This is a genomic window from Amycolatopsis aidingensis, assembly GCF_018885265.1.
Lineage (GTDB): Bacteria > Actinomycetota > Actinomycetes > Mycobacteriales > Pseudonocardiaceae > Amycolatopsis > Amycolatopsis aidingensis.
In genome coordinates this window covers 2,050,326-2,067,185 of the sequence record NZ_CP076538.1, presented here as the reverse complement: position 1 = coordinate 2,067,185, position 16,860 = coordinate 2,050,326, and the positions used below count along the sequence as shown (strand labels likewise).

The window sequence follows — 16,860 nt, the reverse complement described above, 5'->3', positions numbered from 1 at the left end:
TCAGGGGGCGACCAGCGCCTCCGTCTCGGTGTCCTGCGGGTGCTCGGTGCTGGAACGGGCCCTGCGCAACGCGAGCATGCCGGCGAGAGCGAAGGCCACCACGGCGACCGCGCCGATGGCCGCGACGGTGTGCAGCCCGCTGGTGAAGGCCTCCCGTGCCGAGGCCAGCAGCGCCGTGCCGGCCTGATCCCCGATGCCGGCGGCGGTGTTGACCGCGCCGGCCAGGCTCTCGGTGGCCTCGGCCGCCGGGCCGGCAGGCAGGCTGCCGGGCAGGGCCAGATCGCCGCGGTAGACTGCGGTGCCGATACTGCCGAACACCGCGATTCCCATCGCGATCCCGAACTCGCCGCTGGTTTCCGACATCGCGGATGCCGCCCCGGCCTTGCGGGGCGGAACCGAACCGACCACCATCTCGGTGCACAGCACGCCCTGCGGGCCCATCCCGAAGGCGGCCACCGAAAGGCCGAGTACCACCAGCACCACCCCGTCACCGCTGTCTGCCCTGGTGAACAGCAGGATCCCCGCCGCCGCCACCAGCATCCCCAGACCCAGCACGAACTCCGGCCGGATCCGCCTGGCCAGCCGCGGAGCGATGAGCGAGCCGATCACCACCGCGATCGCCTGCGGCACCAGCGCGAGACCGGCCTGCGCGGCCGAAAGGCCCGCTACCAGTTGCAGGTACTGGCTGACCAGCAGGAAGACACCGCCCATGGTGACCGCGCCGACGAGCATGATGCTCAGTGCGGCGGTGAAGGTCCGGTTGCGGAACAGGCTCAGGTCCAGCATCGGCTCGGCCATCCGCCGCTGCCGCCGGACGAACACCACCCCGAGACCCAGACCGGCCACCAGCGCGAGCAGGGTACCCGGGTTCGGCCCGCTCTTGGCGAGCTCCTTCAGCGCGAAGATGACCGGCAGGATGGTGCCCAGCGACAGCGCCACACTGGTCAGATCCAGCCGGCCAGCCTGCTCGTCGCGGTACTCCGGCAGCAGCCTGGGTGCGGTGGCCAGCAGCAGCACCATGACCGGAACGGCCAGCAGGAAGACCGCGCCCCACCAGGCGACCTCGAGGATCAGGCCACCGGCCAGCGGGCCGAGCACCATGCCACCCATGAAGCAGCTCATCCACACCGCGATCGCGGTGCCGCGCTGCTTCGGGTCCCGGAACATGTTGCTGATCAGGGCCAGCGTCGAGGGCATCAACGTCGCACCCGCCACCCCGAGCACCGCACGCGCCCCGATCAGCATGGCCGGGCTGGAGGCGAACGCCGCCACCACCGAAGCCAAGGCGAAGGCCGTGCCCCCGATCATCAGCAGCTTCCGCCGCCCGATCCGGTCCCCCAGCGTCCCCATGGTGACCAGGAACCCGGCGATCAGGAATCCGTAGATGTCGATGATCCACAGCAGTTCGCTGCTGCTGGGCCGCAGGTCAGCGGCCAGATGCGGGACCGCGAGGTGCAGCACGCTCAGGTCCAGTGACAGCAACAGGGTGGGCAGCGCCAGCACCGCCAGTCCGGTCCACTCCCGGCGGCCGGCCGTCGCCTTCGTCTCCACGGTCATCACTCGTCTCCATGATCTCGGTCCTCGCCTGTCACCGGTACGTCGAACGGGACGGCGCCGGAACGACACCCACTGGAGAATTTTTCGGCAGCGGCCGGGCTCGCGGGGCAGCGGCGGACCGGGACGATCTTGATACGGCCATCGAGAAATGATCGACAATTCGAATCTCGAAATTGTCGAAGCAATACTGCTACCCTGAGGCCGCGGTGAGAATCGCGGCCGGGGGAGGAATCATGAACTTTCGCGCGGACCCCGCGTCGATCGACGGGAGCTCGCATCTGCTGGCTGAGGTCGCGGGGCTGTTACGGGAAGGCCGTCTGGACGGGGACAACTGCGTGGCCGCCAAGGCGCCACGCAGCCACCCCGACGTCGGAAAGAAGGTCGAGGAGTTCGCGCGCTTTGCCGATGACCAGTTCCAGGATCTGGTGGCGCTGCTCGGTGCCCTCTCCACGAAGCTGACCGCCGCGGGGCAGGCGCTGGTTTCGGTGGACCAGAACATGGCCGCGAGGCTCGACAGGTTCCTGACAGGCACCTATGTGCCCCCGGAGAAAAGGTGAGGTCACCGTGACCCACTTCTCCGAGGTGAAGTACATCGAGCGCAGTGGTCCCGAGTTCGTCGAGCTCAACGCGCGCGAGTTCCAGCGGATGGTCGATCTGCTCGACAGCGTGCGGCCCGTGCTGCGGCGCGCCAAGGACGACCTCGTATGGGAAGGTGCGGGACGAGAGAAGTACGATCTTCGGATTGCCGACGCCAACGGTCTCCTTGACAATCTGGCCCATGCGTTCGAGTTGGCGCACCGAGCGCTGGCCGGGTACTGGCCGGAGCTGGAGAGGGCGAAAAGGCTCGTGGACGAGGGACAGGTCACCGAGGCCAAGTTGGCCGAGCTGGTCGACTCGGTCGCCTACGCCTTCACAGCCACCGCCCAGGCCGCCGAACCCATGCGGAAATGGGAGGACATCCGTGGCACCACGGGAGTCCTCGACTGGATAGCGGAACTCGGCATGGATCTCGATTCCATCCGAGCGGATGCCGAACGCTATTACAATGAGACGAAAAGCAAGTTCACCGCCGCGAAACAGGTGGAAGAGGAAGCCAGAGCGACCTGCCTGGACGCCCTGAACACGGCGTACACGACACTTCCCGACTTCAGGGCGGACTCCGCCGACGCAGCGGCCATCATCGGTGGCATCTCGGCGATCGGTAAGGAGGCCGATGACGCCTCCGGCGACCCCAACGTTCAGCTCAGCGGAACCGGAGAAAAGCCGGGATACGGGCCCGGCGGTTTTTCCGACGGGACCTCACCCGCGCTGGCCGAGATCAAGGCCGCGGCCGCCGAACTACCTGGCGGCAATGTCACCATCCCGTGGTACCAGGGTTGGGAGACGGATGACTCCTACCGTGCGGAGTGGGTCCGGGACAATCGGGAGGTCATCTCCGCCGCCGCGGAGAAGTACGGGTTGCCCCGAGACCTGGTGGCCGGAATCGCCTGGCAGGAAGTGGCGGGCGAGGCATACTGGCTGGACTACGGTGTCCTCGGCCTACGCATGCGCGAAGAGGCCGAGAATCCGGGTCTGGACCCGAACGACGACCGCAGGTCCAACGCCACCTCCATGGGCCCGATCGCGATCCAGGTACGCCGGGCCGCCGAGACGCTGGGATACGATCCGGCGACCATGTCCCCGGCCCAGCGGATGGAGATCGTCGAGGCGCTGAACGACCCCAAGCAGAACATTTTCGTCGCCGCGGCTCATCTTTCCGACCTGAAGCAGCAGTCCGGATTCGGTGACAGCGAGAACATGACGGCTGAGGAGTATCGCGAGTTGGCGGCCAGATACAACGGCGGCCCGTACTGGGAGGGCAAGGCGGCCCAAGGGTACGGGGACGGCTTCATGGAGAACCTCGGCAAGGCGAAGGAAGCGCTCGGCTAGCCGCCATGCCGGAGAACCAGAACGGACTGCCCGCGAAGACGGCGCTCGCCGGTGTGCTCGCGGTCGTTTCCGACATCTTCGCGGGCATCTTCGTCGTCGCCGCTTACGGCATCACCCCGCAGGGTGTCTGGGACTACGGCGCCATCGATGTGGTCAACCTGGTCACCAGGGCCGGTACCGTCGTCGCGCTGGTGGTCCTGGTGATGCAGGTGTTGCTGGTACGTCCGGGGCGCAGGCTCGCCTGGCCCTGGCTCGTCGTGCCGGGGCTCCTGCTGCTCCTGTTGATCGTCAAGGCCGTCGAGCTGGAACAACGCTACGCGCCCTTCCCCGGCGGTTAGGGCGGTGTCCGGCCGCGGGCCGACGATAATGGCGCCCATGCACAACGATCATCCGCTCGGACCGCCCGCGCACGAGCAAGCCTTGGTAACGACCGCGACCGAGCTCGCCGCGGGCTTCGCGGAGACCGCGGCCGAGTTGGACGACACGGCCGAGCTGCCGATTCGGAACCTGCGTGCCCTGCATGCCAGCGGGCTGGACCTCGCGACCCTGCCTGCCGAGTACGGCGGGCAGGCGCTGAGCTTCCGTTCCTTCGGCGAGATCGTCCGCATCCTGAGCGCCGCCTGCCCGTCCACGGCGTGCATCTGGCTGATGCATATCGGAGCCGCCGCGGGCCTGGTGCAAATGTCGGCGCCCGGCGCGGCGAAGTACTACGCCGAGGAGCTGCGCGCTGGCAACCGATTCGCCAACGCGCTGTCCGAGCCCAGCTGCGGCAACATGTTCCTGATGCCGCTGCAGGCAGCCGAGCCGGTGCCGGGCGGGTACCGCCTGACCGGGGCCAAACGCTTCGTCTCCGGCTGCGAGATCGCCGACCACTTCCTGATCAACGCCCTGGTCGAGGGCCAGCCCGCCTTCTTCGGGCTGGCCCCGGACGACACGGTCAGCTACATCCCGATCTGGGACACCATGGGCCTGCGGGCCAGCCGCAGCCAGCTCATCCAGCTCGACGGCACCCTGCTGCCCGCCGACCGCCGGTGCCTGCCACCGGCCGAGCCGAAGCCCAACCACATCGCGGCCGGCCTGCCCTTCCTCGCGCTGGGCATCGCCGACGCCGCGCTGGCCGCCCTGGTCGACCACGCCAGGAACCGCACCATCCCCACCACCGGCGAGCCGCTGGCGCAGATGCAATGGCTGCGGTTCGAGGTCGCCGATGCCCACCTGCGGCTGGACTCCGCCACCCTGTACGCGCGGCAGACCTGCTGGCTCGCCGACCAGAACTCCCCGGAGTTCGCCGCCGCGGCCTTGCGTGCCAAGCCACTTGCCAACGACATCGCGCGGGACATCGCCCAGCTCGGCGTCCGGGTGGGCGGCGGCTCGGGATACCTGCGCAGCTCACCGATCCAGCGGCACTTCCGGGACGCGCAGGCCCCTGGCCTGATGGCCTACTCCGTTGAGGTCTGCAAGGACCGTGTCGGCGGCGACCTGCTCGCCGGTCCGGGCACCTGACGGCCGGGACATGGGCGCGCCCGCACGTATCCGCGCGTGCTGGCCGGTCAGCCGGTGGGCACGTACGTCTCCAGCTGGGCGCGAACCCACTCGGGCGAGCCTGCCGGACGTCCCGGCGAGCGCGGGCGATGGCCGCCGAGCACGCTCTTGGCGAACCGGACGACCTCCTCCGGCTGCGGCACCACCTCCAGCCCGTACCAGGCCAGCACCCGCAGCTCCTTGCGGCCGGAGTTTTCCACCCCCAGCGCCCAGCCACGCTCGTCGTCCCACACCAGCGCCGCGTCCCATCCGGGCAGGTCCACCGGGCGCTCGTCCAGGGCCAGGTAGGCCGTGGCCGGGCAGGCCAGTTCACAACACGCGGACTCCGGTCCGATTCCCAGGCCGGCGGCCACCCGCTCGAGATAGCAGCGCAGGCCCCGTTCGGCAGGTTCGGTGCAGCCGTAGATGTCCATCCCGCTCACCGTCCAACTTCTCCTGAAGTCAGCGACGGGGTGCGCGGAATCCGCGGCATACCACCGCCCGCACCCCGCCGGAAGAAACAGTGGAGTACGCGGCTTGTGGGCTCAACCGCCACCTTCACGGTAGCCCGGTCCGGCCACGGACGCCAAGTCGAGCGGACCCACCGCGGCGGTGTGATTCCGCCGGAGGTGGGGTAAACCGGTGGCGGGCCAAGTACACGTCGCAACGGGGAAGTGGGGTGAGACCTCGTGGTTCCGGTGGAGGTGCACGGGGTGGCGTTGCTGTCCGGCGGCGAGTCTCCCGTGATGTTGTTGCGGGAGACCGACGGAGACCGTCGCTGGCTGGCGATTTCCGTCGGGAAGCCGGAAGCGCAGGCCATCCTCTCCGCCAAGGACCAGATCGAGAACGTCCGGCCGAGCACCGTGGAACTGATCGGTGATGTGCTGCACATGTTCGGCCGCCGGGTCACGCGGGTGGAGGTCACCGAGCTGCGGGACGACATCTTCCGGGCCGATCTGGTGCTGGACAAGGACACCCGGGTCTCCGCGCGGCCCAGCGACGCGGTGGCCATCGGGTTGCGCGCGCAAGCCCGGATCGAGGTCGCCGAGGCGGTGTTCGAGGTCGCCGCGGTCGAGCTGGAAGTGGTGGAGGACGCCTCGGGCACGCCGGCCGCGGCGGAGTCCGTTTCCGAGGAGGAACAGATCAGGCAGTTCCGCACCCTGCTGGAGGAGGTCCGGCCCGAGGACTTCGGCAAGGACCAGTGACCAGGACGGCCCCGCCCCTACCCGACAACCCCGGCCGCACCACCCGTCCAGCCGCTGCGCGGACGGGCCGGAGGGGGCGACCATCGAGGGTGGCCGGGCAGGCGGAAGCGAGGGGGCCGACGGATGGACGCCACCGCACGAAACGCCGCCCGGTTCGACACCGCGGGCACCATCCTGCAGGCCGGCACGGTCCTCGGCGGCGTACACCTGCACCAGGACCCGGCACGGCCACCGGTCCCCCGCCAGCTCCCGCTCCCGCCGCGGCGGCTGGTGGGGCGGGAACGCGAGACGGCCGAGCTGACCGGGGCACTGAAGCGGGCCGCGGCGAACGCGGAGATGGCGCTGCTGGCCATCGAAGGGGGTGGGCGGGGTCGGCAAGTCCGCGCTGGCCGTGCACTGGGCATACCGCGAGCTCGATCGGTTCCCGGACGGGCAGCTCCACGCGGACCTTGCCGGTTTCGACCCCTCCGGCAGGCCCGCCTCCCCGCTTTCCGTGCTGCACGGCTTCCTGGCGGCCTTCGGGGTGGCCCCGGCCGCCCTGCCGGTGCAGCTGGACGCGGCGGCGGCCCTCTACCGCAGCGTGCTCGCGGACAAGCGGGTACTGGTGGTGCTGGACAACGCGGCCGACACCGACCAGGTCACACCGTTGCTGCCGGCAGGCTCGGCCTGCGCCGCACTCGTGACCAGCCGCAACCATCTGACCGGGCTCCGGTTGCGCGGGGCACGCCCGGTACGGCTCGACGTACTGTCCCCTGCCGCCGCACACGAGTTGCTGACCGAGCAGGTGGACGCGGATCTGGTAGGTGCCGAGCCGGAAGCCGTGGATGTCCTGGTGGACTGCTGCGCGGGGCTGCCCCTGGCACTGGCGGTGGTGGCGGCACGGGCGGCGGCAGGATCCCAGCTGCCGCTCTCGGTGGTGGCCGACGACCTGCGGGACACCAGGTACCGCCTGGACGCACTGGACGCGGGTGACGGTTCGGCCGACCTGCGCGCCGTACTGTCCTGGTCGTACCGGGCGCTGGGTCAGGACGAGGCAGGCGGGTTCCGGCTGCTCGGCACCGCGCCGGTCACCGATCTCGGGCTGCCGGCCGCCGCGAGCCTGCTCGGCATTCCGGCGCGGCTCGCCGCAAGGCGGCTGCACGCACTCGAGCGGAAAAGCCTGGTGCACCAGCAGGTGCCGAACCGCTTCCGGATGCACGACCTGGTCCGGCTGTACGCCGCCGAGCTGGCGGACACGCTCGATCCCGGCACCGAGCAGGAAGCGGCGAACCGGCGGCTGGTGGACTTCTACCTGCACTCGGCGCATGCCGCCGACCGGGCGCTCTATCCGCACCGCACCCGCACCGAGCTGCCCGCGCTCGCGGCCGGGGTCGTCCCGCAGCCTTGCCAGGACGAGACCACGGCACTGGCCTGGTTCGCCGCCGAGTACGAGCAGGTGCGGGCGGCGCAGCGGGCCGCGGCGCAGTGGGACTGGGCGGAGCAGGCCTGGCATCTCGCTCGCGCCCTGGACACCTACCAGTACCTGCGTGGCCGGTTGCGGGAGAACGTCGAGACCGCGCGAACGGGGGTGGCTGCGGCCGAGCGGATCGGTGGCACCGACCTCGCGGCCCTCGCGCATCGCCAGCTGGGCCGGGCACTCAGCAGGGCGGGCGAGCTGGACGAGGCCCTGCCGCACCTGGAGCTCGCGCTCTCCCGCGCCGTCGAGTCCGGTGACCAGACCGGGCAGGCGCACACCCACCACGACCTCGCCCGGCTGCACTCGCTGCGCGGCGACCATGAGCAGGCCGTCCGGCACGCCGGCCTGGCACTGGAGCGATACCGGGCGAGTGGGAACCCGGTCGGCGAGGCACACGCGCTGAACGCCCTCGGCCGCCAGCACACCGAACTCGGCGAGCACGCCCGCGCGTGGCGGGACTGTGCCGCCGCACTGGCCCTGCACGAGGAACACGGCAATGCCGCTGGCGCGGCGGCGACCCTGGACAACCTCGGCCTGATCGCCACCCGGACGGGTCACGCGACGGAAGCGGAGCGGCGGTACTCCCGGGCGCTGGAACTGTGCCGCGCGCAGGGCAACGACTTCTTCGCGGCGGAGGTCACCGAGCACCTCGGCACGCTCCGGCTGGAGCACGGCCGTCCCGAGGACGGCCTGCGCACGCTGCGCGAGGCCGCCGAGCTCTATGCCGCGCAGTACCGCCTCGCCGAAGCCGAGCGGGTGCGCGGCGTGGTCCGGGCTCAGTCGTGATGCCGCACCTTCCGTACGATGTCCTGCCATTCGGCCTGCCGGCTCCACCGGTTGCCCGCCTTCTCCTCGATCCGCCGGGCCCGCTCCTCGACCGCGCGCAACCGCTCGCGCGGGTCGGGAAACAGCCGTTCGACCATCTTGACGTCTCCGCGGTAGATGCCCTCCGGCTCCGGCGCGAGCCTGATCAGCAACCAGCGGCAGCCCGCGACGGCATAGGTCAGGTCGAGCTCGGCGAACAGCTTCAGCGCGATCTCCGCGTCCTTCGTGGCCTCCCGCCTCGCGTCCCGGCCGTCCTCCTTCAGTAGCAGCCGGGCACGGGCCAGGTGAGCGCAACCCAGAAGCTCCACATAGGACGCTCCGTCGGCCTGGTACCTGGCGAGCGAACCCATGGCCCTGCCGATGAACTCCCGCGCCCTGGACAACTCGCCCCGTGCGACCGCGATTTCCGCACGCAGGATGAGCAACTCGTGATACTGCCGGGCACGATCGGGGGCGAGCAGGCAGACGGCCCGGTCGGCGAGCTTGCTCGCCTGCCGCAGCGCGCCCCGCTGACCCCGGTGATGCCTGCTGAACCACACCTGGGCCAGCAGCTTGGTGCAGACCCCGGCCTGGTAACCGGCCCCCGCCATCGCCGCGAACATGGTGCCCGCGGCCTCCGCGTGGTCCTCCGCCCGATCCAGGTGGTACTCGGCGGCGCTGCCAGCCGAGTCCACGGCGATGGCGTGATGCAGCACCCCGAGCGACCCCCTGCCGAGCGCGAGCAGCCACCGGTCCCCGCACTCCTTGGCCAGCTCGACCCCCTCGTGCACCGCCTGCTCCGCCGCGCGCAACTCGTGCGCCCGGTACAGGTGCCAGGCCCGGCCGCGGATCAGTATCTTCGCCTTCAGCTGCTTTTCCTCATCCGAGAGCGTGCCGGCCGGGAAGGCGCTCAGGCACCGGTCGGAGACCACGCGCATCAGGTTCACGTCCCCCGCCGACTTGACGATCCGCTCGATCGCGGAGAAACCCCCGGTCAGCTCGGCCCGGCACGGTTCATCCTTGCCTGCGAAGGAAAGCCACTCCCGCACCAGTTCCAGTCCGTCTACTGTAGACGGAGAAGTGGCCTCGAGGTCCCGCAGCACCTGCCGCGGGGAACGGGGCGAGGCCGGCCGGACGTCGTTGGTCTCGATCTCGGCCGGCCCGGGATCGGCGGTGTGGACATGCCGCAACCGCAGCAGGCGGCGCACGATCACGTCCACCCCATCACCGCTCACCGGGTCGAAACGGGCGATCACCAGGTTCTTCAGCACCACGGGGGCGAGGTCCGCGGAGAAGCCGGGATCGGCTACCGGGACCACCGGGCAGTGCTCGGGTTCGGTGTGGTCGAAGATCCGGCGCAGCAGGATGCGGCTCTCGAAGAGCACGCCCTTGCGCTCGGCGGATGCGTCACCCCGGCCGAACCTGCGCACGTAGTCCGGGGACAGCACACAGATCACCGGGTTCCCGGCGACCCCGTTGACGATCCACTCGGGCAGCGACGTCGGGTTGTCCGCGGGCAGGTCGCGGTCCCAGAGAACGTCCACACCACGTTGTCGCAGGGCGAGCACCAGCGCCTGGCTGATGGCCCTTCCCCAGTCGTCGTGGGCATAGCTGATTGTGACCTGCACTTGAATTCCTCCAGAAACGGCCGGGTGCGTCGCACCGTTCGCCGTACAGGGCTCGCACCGTCCCCGGCCGGGTGAACACGGCCGGGAGCGGCTTCGGCTGCACAAGTGGCGGCCATCCGCCCGAAAAGGTGATCAGTCGATCGCTGACCGGACGGGGGCAGCCACCGGAGGCGTGAGGTCGTATGCTGATGACCCGGCAGTACGCTCACGACCTCGCAGACACGGTGAGTCAGGTGGGCATTGCCGCACGGGCGGCTTCTGTGGCAGCAGAAGCCGCCCACTTTCTCGTTACCTGGTCATTCTTCCTCCAGCCTTGCCAGTGCCCGATCGATCATGCGCGGGGTTTCCTCCGCGGGCAGCGCGGCCTTCTCCAGCCCGAAGAACAACTTCACGTAGTCGGCGATCTTCTCCGCACTCGCGACGTCGTCGAACAGGACGTCCCCATCCGGCTGTTCCAGGGACAGCGCGTAGTCGTTGAGCTGGTCGGAGAGTTCGAGAATCGCGAACGAACTCTGCATTCCGGGCACCACGCCGACCTTGAACGGCAGGATCTGAACGCGCACGTTCGGCTGGTCCGCAACCGCACGCAGATGGTCCAGCTGCTCCCGCCATCCCTCGGGCTCGGTGACCCGCCGGTACAGCACCGACTCGTCCAGAATGAAATAGTGATCCAGTTCCTGGTCGGCCAGCCGCTGCTGCCTCGTCTGCCGCATCACCACCCCCCGCTCGGCCTTTTCGCTGTCCCCAGTCCAGTCCAGCACCAATGACCGCGTGTACGCGGGCACCTGCAGCAGCCCCGGCACGAGCCGGAACTGGAACTGACGGATGCGGATGGCGGCGGCCTCCAGCCCCAGGAACTTGACGAACTCGGGCGGCGAGGTGCGCCGGTACTGATCCCACCACGCCGGCTGTTTACTTTCCCGAGCGAGCTCGACATAAGATTCGACCCGGTCCCGGTCCGTGATGCCGTAGTGCAGCAACAGGGCCTTGAGGTCGGTGATCGACAGGCCGACCGAGCCGTTCTCGATGCGGATGAGCTTCGACACCGACCACTCGAGCGCCTCCGCCACATCCTTCTGGGTGAGCTTCAGGGCGTCCCGGGCCTCCCGCAGGGCCGCCAGCAAGCGCCGTTGGCTGCCCAGCGGAGAATGCGCCCTCGTCATGATCCAATACCCTCCCGTCGTCGACGTGGCAATCTGCCACCTAGCAGAACGGTAGCATGCCTGGTGACATCCGTCACTTCGAATGCTGCCAATTTGCTCGATCCCAGCTTGCTATCGGTCGGATAGCCGCCGCGCAGGCTGCCCGATGCAGAGCGAAAGCTGGCGGTGTGAATGCTCCCGCGTAGACAGAAAACCCCTGGTCAGAACCGCAATCAAGTGCTGACCAGGGGATTGGAACGGCGCCGCTGGGCTCAGCCCGGTAACTCCCGCTGCGCGCAGGCGACCAGGAAGGCCGACCAGGCGGCCGGGGCGAAGGACAGCCGCGGGCCGGGGCGTTTCGAGTCCCGTACCAGCACCCGGCCCGGGGTACCCGCGACCTCGACGCATTCGCCCGCGTCCGCGCCCTTGTCGCTCGCCGAGCTCCGCACCCACCTGAGCCCTTCCGGCTCGGTGTCAACCGGGTACTGCCTGTCCCGCTGAGCCACCTGTGCCCCCGATCGTCATCGGTCGGGTGTCCGACCTTTCGCCTGGTGAACCGGCCCGCTTCCAACCCCGTCCAGCAGGCCATCTTTCAGGCTAAGGGCGCACCACGGCCGGTAACACCGCCGAGAGAAGGATCGGCGGCCGCTCAGAGTTGGACGGCCGCGGCTCCACAGGAGAAGCCGAGGCCGAACGCGATCAGCAGCACCTTGGAGCCCGCGGGCAGCCGTCCCTGGTCCCTGGCAAGCGACAGGTTGACCAGCAGGCTCGCCGGCCCCAGGTTTCCCAGCGTGCGCACCGGCATCGGCACGATATCCGCGTCCAGCCCGAGCGCCCGGATACCGATCTCCAGCATCTTGGTGTTGGGCTGATGCGCCAGGACGAGATCGACGTCCTCCAGTGTCCACCCGGCCTCGTCGAGAGTGGGCTTGAGCACCTGGGGCAGGGTACGGATGGCGACCTTGGCGAGCCGCTGACCGTCCATTGTGTAGTAACCAACGTCCAGCGATGCGTGTGTTTCCCGCTGCGTGCTACCGAGCACAAAGGACTCGCCGAGACCGGCGTGCCGGGGGTGAGTCTCCCAGTAAAGGCTGCGCACCAGGAAGTTCGGCTCCGCCTGGTCCTCGGACTCCAGGATGATCGTGCCCGCGCCCGCACCGAAGAGACCCACGGTGTCCGGGTCGGTCGGACTGATCAGCGAAAGGAAGTCGGCCGCGGTGGAAAGGATGACCCGCCGGCACCGGCGGGCCTGCAACATCAGCAACGCCAGTTCGAGGGCCGCGATCGGCTCCGCGCACATCCCGTCGATGCCCACGACCCGGAGTTCAGCGCAGCCGAGGCGGCCGGCGAGCAGCTGGGCGGCGGGCGGGGCGAAGGCGACCGGACCGACCTGCGTGTGCATCAGCACGGTCTCCTGACCGACTTCGGTCAGCGACAGCGCTCCGTCCTGGCAGGCGTTCCGGATGGCGTCGCCGGCCAGACTGAGCACATCCTCGTCCGGGCCGGACACCCGCCGCTGCACGATGCCGGTGCGGTCGGTGAGCCATCCTGGGCCGAGGCCGAGCGAACTCGCCACTTCGGCGTTGTCGACCACGGCAGAGCCGACGGCATGACCGACACCTCGAAGACCGACGTGAACCTGCACGACATCCCCTAACGCCGTATGGGACCCAGGTCACTCTAAAGGATGCCCGAATCGGTACGGCTGCCGCCCGCCCGCGTCAGGAGGTATCGCCACCGGGGTGCAGCAACCGCCGCAGCACCCGCTCCAGTGTCTGCTCGTGCTCCTGCTCATGCACCCGATCCGGGTGCCGGCCCCGTTCCCGCCAGGCCACGAACCCGTCCGGCCGCAGGAGGACCGCTCCCCCGGCGCCGATCCGGAAGGTGTCCGGCCAGCGGCCTTCGACATCCCGCAGGTCGCCGCCCGGCCCGATCAGATAGCAGTCCAGCGGCACCCCGAGCCGGTCGCGCAGCAGCAGGGCCGCGCGCCGCCACTGCTCCCCGGTCACGTCGGTGAGCAGGACGAAAGCGGACCGGCACAGATCCGTCGTCGACACCAGGGTGGCATCGGCGGAAACGCTCTCGGCGAACCAGACATGCGGTGCCCGGACACCGGGAGCTCCGGTCGGCTCCCGCGGGTCGGCCAGGGTGGCCACGGTGTCCCCGGTGGCTTCGGTGGCTTCGGTGTCCTTCTCGGCCAGCACGGCCGCGGACCGGTAGCCGTACCCGAACATCAGGCCCAGGTCGTCGGCCAGTTGCACCGGCTCGGCGTCGGGTCCGGGGTGGGGGCCCGCGGCGAACCAGCTACGCCATCTGGCGACGGTCTCGTGCATGGTGAGCTCGGCGACCGGCCGCCGCTCGGCCTGGTAGCTGTCCAGCAGCGCCTCGTCGGCGACCCCGCCCAGCACGAAGGCGAGCTTCCAGGCGAGGTTGTGGCTCTCCTGGATCCCGGTGTTCGCGCCGTAGGCACCGGCGGGCGGCATCAGGTGCGCGGAGTCACCGACCAGGAACACCCGCCCCTGGCGGTAACGCTGGGCGACTCCGGCCGCCAGGTCCCACGGGCTCACCATCTCCACCGAGACCGGCAGGTCCGGCACCCCGACGGCGGCCCGGATCAGCTGCACGCAGCGCTCGGGGGTGAAGTCCTCCGGAGATTCGCCCTTGGCCGGGTCATAACTGACGGTGAGCGCGGCCTGGTCGCCGGTGGTGACCCGCAGCGCACCGGTCACCTCGGGGTTGCGGACCATGCACAGCACCACTCCCCGCCCGCGCCGCGCCTGGCTCAGATCGGCACGGAACCAGATACTCACCCGGTGATCGAGCACGCCGGCACCGACGTGCTCGATCCCGAGCGCCCGCCGGATCTCGCTCTTGGTGCCCTCGGCATCCACCAGGTAGTCGGCGCGCACGGTGCGGCGTGCCCCGGTATCCCGGTCCTCGATCACCACCGTGACCCCCTCCGGATCCGGTTCGAAGGACACCAGCCTGGTGCCGAACCGGAGATCGCCGCCGAGCCGCTCGGCATGCGTGCGCAGCACCGGCTCCAGCCGGTCCTGCCTGCAGACCGCCCAGTCGGAAGGGGTCACCTCGGCGAAGGCACTCAGATCGGCTTTGAACTCCGGGGGCTCCAGCCAGCCGATCTCCTCGCCCGCCAGGGTTTCCACCCACAGAATGCCGGTTTTGTCCACGGGCCAATCGTCCGCGTCCCGAATCGCGTCCTCGATCCCGCAGGAACGGAACAGCTCCATGGTGCGCGGGTTGTAACCCGGGGTGCGGGCGTGGTTGGCGGTACCGGAATGCCGCTCCACCAGCAGCGGACGCACCCCGTGCTGCCCGAGGAACAGAGCCATGGAAAGGCCCACGAGCCCGCCACCGGCAATCAACACCGGCGTCCTCTCATCGTACATACCGGTGAGTCTCGGCCCCCTGCCTTGCACCGCGCTGACATTCGCCGGAAACGAAGCCGCCGCGCGCTTGCCCGGGTATGCCGACTCCGTTAGGAAGGGGCCATGGGAAACCTGGGTTCCGATACCGCCGTCGAGCCGATCGGCGAGGACCATTACCGGGCCAAGCTCTCACCCGACTGGGCCATGTGGGGCCCGAACGGTGGCTACCTGGCCGCCATCGCGCTGCGCACCGCCGCGGCGGCCACGAAGCTGGCCCAGCCGGCCAGTATGACCTGCAGCTTCCTTGGTACCGCGAGCTTCGATCCGGTCGAGCTGCGGGTGACCCGGCTACGCAGCGGGCGGCGGGCGGAGTCGTTGCGGGTCGGCATGTTCCAGGATGACCGGCAGATCGTGGAGGCCTCCGTCTGGACGGTGGCCGCGGGATTGGAGGGGCCCGAACGGCAGTGGCGGCATCCGCCGGACGCGCCGCCACCGGACCAGCTCACGAGCATGGCCGAACGGGTCGCGGCGGCGGGTGGGAAGCCGATTCCACTGTGGCGGAACTACGAAATCCGACCGGTCGGCGAGCTGCCGATCGGCCCGGACCGGCCCGCTGGTGAGCCGAACGGCCTTGCCTGGCTGCGCTTCGTTCCGCAGGCGGACTTCCCAGAAGACCCGTGGCTACAAGCCTGCCGCAGCGTGATCGCCATGGACATCATCGGATTTCCTTCCGTGGCACAAGGTTTCCCCGCCAACGAGCTGACGTTCATCGCCCCGACACTGGATCTGCAGCTGACGTTCCACGGTGCGACACCCGCAGGCGACTGGCTGCTGATCGACTCCGAAGGGCTGCGCACCGGTGCCGGCCTGGCCGGGGCGCGGGCCCAGATCTGGGCGCCGGACACGGGCCTGGTCGCCAGTGGCGGGCAGCAGATGATGATGACCGTGCCCAGGCAGGAGGGGCGCTGATGCCGTCCGCCGATCCGATCGACGTCGGTCCGCAGGAAGCCGTCGGCGCGCTGCTGAGCACCACCGGCCGGACGAATCCCTATCCCTACTACGACATCCTGCGCACCCAGGCACCCGTGCTCCCGTTCGGGAACTTCGTCATCCTCAGCCGGTACGCCGACTGCGACCGGGTGCTGCGCGACCCGAACTTCGAGGTTGAGCACGCGGGCTACCTCGACCAGAGCTTTCCCGGCTGGCGCGAGCACTCCTCGGTCGCGCTACTACGGGAGTCGATGCTGTTCACGCCGTCCTCAGGGCACGAACGTGTCCGCAAGCTGGCCGGTCACGCCTTCACCCAGCGCCGGATCGCCGGGCTCAGGGACACGGTGACCGAACTGGCCACCGCGGCGGCCGAGCGGCTGGCCGAACTCGGTGCGGACGGCGCTCCGGTCGACTTCATGGCCGAGTTCGCGGTCCGCCTGCCGGTGGCGGTGGCCGGTGAGTTGCTCGGCGTCCCCGCCGACGATCGGGCCTGGTTACGTACCCAGGTCACGGACCTGTCGGTCGCGCTGGAGGCGATGCCGAACGAGGACGAGATCGCGGTCGCGGACGGTGCGGCGGACCGGCTCCGGGACTACCTTGCCGAGCAGGCCGCGCAGCGCCGCCGGTCTCCCCGGTCGGATCTGATCAGTGCGCTGGTCGAGAACTCGACCGAACGCGATCTGTCCGAACGGGAACTGACCGCCAACCTCGTGCTGCTGCTCGCCGCCGGGTTCGAGACCACCAGCAACCTGCTCGGTAACGGCCTCGCCGCACTGCTGGCACATCCGAATGCCATGGCCGCCCTGCGCGAGCAACCAGAACTCGCCCCCAGCTATGTCGAGGAGATGCTGCGCTACGACACCCCGGTGCACGTAACCTCGCGCTGGGCGGAGGCGGACACCGAGATCGCCGGAGTGCCGGTCGCCCGGCACCGGGAGGCAATCCTGCTACTCGGTGCCGCCTGCCGTGATCCGGAACGGTTCGCCGAACCGGACCGGTTCCGCCCGGACCGCCAAGGCAACCAACCACTGAGCTTCGGCGCGGGCCCGCATTTCTGCCTGGGCGCGGCACTCGCTCGGCTGCAGGCACAGGTCGCGTTTCCGGTGCTGTTGAGCCGTTTCCCTGGCCTGGCCGCGGCGGCGGAACCGGTCCGCAGGGATCGGCTGACCATGAACGGGTATGCCGAGTTGCCGATCGGCACGAGGTGACACACCCTGACAATCACCTGATCGTGTATCGAAC

The 16,860-nt window shown here is 69.7% G+C and carries 15 protein-coding genes; 8 read left to right on the top strand and 7 right to left on the bottom strand.

Translation table 11 applies throughout. The features are described from left to right. Window positions 1–1,557 (bottom strand): MFS transporter, encoded by a 1,557-nt coding sequence (locus tag KOI47_RS09805; protein ID WP_216215675.1) that lies wholly within the window; start codon window positions 1,555–1,557, stop codon window positions 1–3. Window positions 1,558–1,790: 233 nt separating this feature from the next. Between KOI47_RS09805 and KOI47_RS09800 the strand changes: the two genes are divergently transcribed. From KOI47_RS09800 to KOI47_RS09785, 4 genes are all read left to right on the top strand, one after another. After that, complete coding sequence (locus KOI47_RS09800) at window positions 1,791–2,114, top strand: hypothetical protein (RefSeq protein ID WP_216215674.1); 324 nt, start codon at window positions 1,791–1,793, stop codon at window positions 2,112–2,114. Between the two features lie 25 nt (window positions 2,115–2,139). Further along, the gene (locus KOI47_RS09795; RefSeq protein ID WP_232376650.1) at window positions 2,140–3,486 is read left to right on the top strand and encodes a hypothetical protein; all 1,347 of its coding nucleotides are present in this window, start codon (window positions 2,140–2,142) and stop codon (window positions 3,484–3,486) included. Between the two features lie 5 nt (window positions 3,487–3,491). Continuing rightward, window positions 3,492–3,824 (top strand): hypothetical protein, encoded by a 333-nt coding sequence (locus KOI47_RS09790; protein WP_216215672.1) that lies wholly within the window; start codon window positions 3,492–3,494, stop codon window positions 3,822–3,824. A gap of 82 nt (window positions 3,825–3,906) precedes the next feature. Further along, window positions 3,907–4,989, top strand: a complete 1,083-nt coding sequence (locus KOI47_RS09785; protein WP_232376649.1) for an acyl-CoA dehydrogenase family protein — start codon at window positions 3,907–3,909, stop codon at window positions 4,987–4,989. A 47-nt stretch (window positions 4,990–5,036) separates the two neighbouring features. On the opposite strand, the gene KOI47_RS09780 is transcribed toward KOI47_RS09785, so the two are convergent. Continuing rightward, window positions 5,037–5,441: a DUF6292 family protein gene (locus KOI47_RS09780; RefSeq protein ID WP_232376843.1), complete on the bottom strand. Its 405-nt coding sequence runs from the start codon at window positions 5,439–5,441 to the stop codon at window positions 5,037–5,039. 255 nt (window positions 5,442–5,696) lie between these two features. Here KOI47_RS09780 and KOI47_RS09775 point away from each other — a divergent pair, with 255 nt between their 5' ends. Both KOI47_RS09775 and KOI47_RS09770 read left to right on the top strand, forming a co-directional pair. Further along, window positions 5,697–6,212 carry a bifunctional nuclease family protein gene (locus KOI47_RS09775; protein WP_216215669.1) on the top strand — a complete coding sequence of 172 codons (516 nt, stop codon included), beginning with the start codon at window positions 5,697–5,699 and terminating at the stop codon, window positions 6,210–6,212. A 361-nt stretch (window positions 6,213–6,573) separates the two neighbouring features. Then, window positions 6,574–8,454 (top strand): ATP-binding protein, encoded by a 1,881-nt coding sequence (locus KOI47_RS09770; protein WP_232376648.1) that lies wholly within the window; start codon window positions 6,574–6,576, stop codon window positions 8,452–8,454. On the opposite strand, the gene KOI47_RS09765 is transcribed toward KOI47_RS09770, so the two are convergent. The 5 genes from KOI47_RS09765 to KOI47_RS09745 form a co-directional block, all read right to left on the bottom strand. Continuing rightward, the gene (locus tag KOI47_RS09765) at window positions 8,445–10,100 is read right to left on the bottom strand and encodes a toll/interleukin-1 receptor domain-containing protein (RefSeq protein ID WP_216215668.1); all 1,656 of its coding nucleotides are present in this window, start codon (window positions 10,098–10,100) and stop codon (window positions 8,445–8,447) included. The genes KOI47_RS09770 and KOI47_RS09765 overlap by 10 nt on opposite strands. A gap of 296 nt (window positions 10,101–10,396) precedes the next feature. After that, the gene (locus tag KOI47_RS09760; protein ID WP_216215667.1) at window positions 10,397–11,263 is read right to left on the bottom strand and encodes a helix-turn-helix domain-containing protein; all 867 of its coding nucleotides are present in this window, start codon (window positions 11,261–11,263) and stop codon (window positions 10,397–10,399) included. A 251-nt stretch (window positions 11,264–11,514) separates the two neighbouring features. Next, window positions 11,515–11,748: a DUF397 domain-containing protein gene (locus KOI47_RS09755; protein ID WP_216215666.1), complete on the bottom strand. Its 234-nt coding sequence runs from the start codon at window positions 11,746–11,748 to the stop codon at window positions 11,515–11,517. Between the two features lie 143 nt (window positions 11,749–11,891). Next, complete coding sequence (locus tag KOI47_RS09750) at window positions 11,892–12,887, bottom strand: 3-oxoacyl-ACP synthase III family protein (protein ID WP_216215665.1); 996 nt, start codon at window positions 12,885–12,887, stop codon at window positions 11,892–11,894. Between the two features lie 76 nt (window positions 12,888–12,963). Beyond that, window positions 12,964–14,649 carry an FAD-dependent monooxygenase gene (locus KOI47_RS09745; protein ID WP_216215664.1) on the bottom strand — a complete coding sequence of 562 codons (1,686 nt, stop codon included), beginning with the start codon at window positions 14,647–14,649 and terminating at the stop codon, window positions 12,964–12,966. Between the two features lie 102 nt (window positions 14,650–14,751). Here KOI47_RS09745 and KOI47_RS09740 point away from each other — a divergent pair, with 102 nt between their 5' ends. Both KOI47_RS09740 and KOI47_RS09735 read left to right on the top strand, forming a co-directional pair. Next, on the top strand, window positions 14,752–15,597 hold the full coding sequence (locus tag KOI47_RS09740; protein ID WP_216215663.1) for an acyl-CoA thioesterase: 846 nt from the start codon (window positions 14,752–14,754) through the stop codon (window positions 15,595–15,597). After that, on the top strand, window positions 15,597–16,826 hold the full coding sequence (locus tag KOI47_RS09735; protein ID WP_216215662.1) for a cytochrome P450: 1,230 nt from the start codon (window positions 15,597–15,599) through the stop codon (window positions 16,824–16,826). Before KOI47_RS09740 ends, KOI47_RS09735 begins: the two co-directional genes overlap by 1 nt. Window positions 16,827–16,860: the final 34 nt, after the last annotated feature.